Origin of the sequence: Pseudomonas sp. FSL R10-1350 (assembly GCF_009600525.1) — a bacterium.
Lineage (GTDB): Bacteria > Pseudomonadota > Gammaproteobacteria > Pseudomonadales > Pseudomonadaceae > Aquipseudomonas > Aquipseudomonas helleri.
This window is the reverse complement of record NZ_WIVR01000137.1, coordinates 1-2327: the sequence shown is the minus strand read 5'-3', so window position 1 is coordinate 2327 and position 2327 is coordinate 1. Positions and strand designations below refer to the sequence as shown.

Genomic DNA, 2327 nt, shown 5'->3' with positions numbered 1-2327 from the left:
GATTTGCGCGGCGTAAGGGTGGGTGGCGTCCAGCAGCAGGTCGATGCCCTGTTCGCCCATGTAGTGGGCCAACCCCTCAGCGCCGCCGTAGCCGCCCACCCGCACTTCGCAGCGCAAATCGGTGGGCACGCGGCCGACACCGGCCAGGCTGTAAACGTGTTGCGGGCCCAGGGTGCGGGCAATGGCCAGTGCTTCGGTCACGCCGCCGAGCAATAAAATACGCTTCATGCAAACCCTCCGGCATGGCCGACAACGGCGCCTTGGCGGTCAATGGCAAACACTTCTACCTGCACCGACGCCGGCACCACGCTGCGGGCGAAGTCCAGCGCGTGCTGGCACACCGCATCACCCAGGGCGATGCCTTGCGCGCTGCACATGGCGAGGGCTTGCTGGCTGGTGTTGGCCTGGCGGATGGCCTCTTGCAGCGTGGGGTCAGCGCCAATGGCCGCCGCCCATTCGGCCAGTTGCGGCAAGTCGATGCTGGAGTGACGGCTGTGCAAATCCATATGACCTGCGGCCAGTTTGCTGATTTTTCCGAAGCCGCCGCAGAGGCTCAACTTATCCACAGGGACTTTGCGCAGGTGCTTGAGGACCGCGCCCACGAAGTCGCCCATCTCGATCAGCGCGATCTCCGGCAGGTTATACACCCGGCGCATGGTGTCTTCGCTGGCATTGCCGGTGCAGGCAGCGATGTGCAGGTAGCCGTTGGTCTTGGCGACGTCGATGCCCTGGTGGATCGAGGCGATGTACGCGGCACAGGAAAACGGCCGGACGATGCCGCTGGTGCCCAGAATCGACAGGCCGCCGAGAATCCCCAAGCGCGGGTTCATGGTCTTGAGGGCCAGCGATTCGCCGTCCTGGACGTTGACGGTCACTTCAAAGCCACCGTGATAGTGGTGCTCGGCAGCCAGTTGCTGCAGGTGATCGGTGATCATTTTGCGCGGCACCGGGTTGATCGCCGGTTCGCCCACGGGCAACACCAGACCGGGGCGGGTGACCGTGCCAACGCCCTGGCCTGCGACGAATACGATGCCTGCATCAGGCAGCAGGCGAACGCGTGAGTACAGCAGCGCGCCGTGGGTCACGTCCGGGTCGTCGCCTGCGTCCTTGAGGGTCCCGGCTTCGGCGCCATCGGCCTGCGTGCGGCAGAACTCCAGACGCATGGTCACCACTTTGCCTTTAGGCAAGGTGATTTCCACGGCGTCATGGCTGACGCCGCTGAGCAACAGGCGAGCGGCGGCCAGGCTGGTGGCCGTGGCGCAACTGCCGGTGGTCAGGCCGCTGCGCAGGGGCGCGGGTTGTTCGGCGGTTTCGTCACGCATCAAAGGGTTTGGTCATCTCTAGCAAGGTTATTGGCAGCGCTTGGCGCCACGTATCAAAGTCGCCCAGCGGTTGGGCCTGGGCGACGTGAACCCGCGTCAGCTCGCCGCCATGGCGTTCGCGCCAGCTCATCAGCAATGTTTCGCTTTGCAGGGTGACGGCATTGGCCACCAGTCGCCCGCCGGGCTTGAGCTGTTGCCAGCAGGTGTCGAGCACACCCTCGCGGGTGACGCCGCCGCCGATAAAAATCGCGTCCGGACGCTCCAGGCCTTCCAGTGCTTGCGGAGCCTTGCCTCGAATTAGCTGCAGGCCCGGCACGCCCAGCGCGTCACGGTTGTGTTCGATCAGTTGCTGACGGCCGCTGTCTGCCTCGATGGCCAGGGCCCGGCAGTTCGAGTAGGTACGCATCCACTCAATACCAATCGAGCCGCTGCCTGCGCCCACGTCCCACAACAGTTGCCCCGGCAAGGGCGCGAGGCGGGCGAGGGTGATGGCGCGTACATCGCGCTTGGTCAGTTGGCCGTCGTGCTGGAAGGCGCTGTCCGGTAAGCCGCCCACGCGGGACAGCGGCTGTGCGTTGACCGAGGCGATGCATTCAATGGCAATCAGGTTCAGGGCCGCGATTGGCGGGTCGTTCCATTCGTCAGCGCTGGCGTCGACGCGACGTTCGGCCGGGCCGCCCAGGTGCTCCAGGACACTTAAGCGGCTTGGGCCAAAACCGCGTTCGCGCAACAGCGCCGCAACGGTGGTCGGGCTGCTGCCGTCATTGCTCAGCACCAGCAGGCGTGCGCCGCTGTGCAAGTGAGCATTGAGCGCAGCCACCGGACGGGCAACCACTGACAGCGTGGTCACGTCTTGCAAGGCCCAGCCCAAACGTGCAGCCGCCAACGAGAAAGAGGAGGGCGAGGGCAGCACGTGCATCTCGGCGTTTTCAACCACGCGTGCCAGGCTGGCGCCTACGCCGAACAGCATCGGGTCACCACTGGCCAGCACACACACTGGCTGGC

Annotated in this window: 3 protein-coding genes; all 3 read right to left on the bottom strand. The window is 65.4% G+C overall.

Going from position 1 to position 2327, the window contains the following annotated elements; genetic code table 11:
• On the bottom strand, positions 1-228 hold a 228-nt coding region (locus GHO25_RS25425; RefSeq protein ID WP_178110244.1), incomplete at its 3' end, for a precorrin-6A/cobalt-precorrin-6A reductase.
• Entirely contained in the window at positions 225-1322 is a 1098-nt protein-coding gene (locus tag GHO25_RS25420) for a cobalt-precorrin-5B (C(1))-methyltransferase (RefSeq protein WP_048366525.1), read from the bottom strand. The genes GHO25_RS25425 and GHO25_RS25420, both read right to left, overlap by 4 nt.
• On the bottom strand, positions 1315-2327 hold a 1013-nt coding region (gene cbiT / locus GHO25_RS25415; RefSeq protein ID WP_153393315.1), incomplete at its 5' end, for a precorrin-6Y C5,15-methyltransferase (decarboxylating) subunit CbiT. The genes cbiT and GHO25_RS25420, both read right to left, overlap by 8 nt.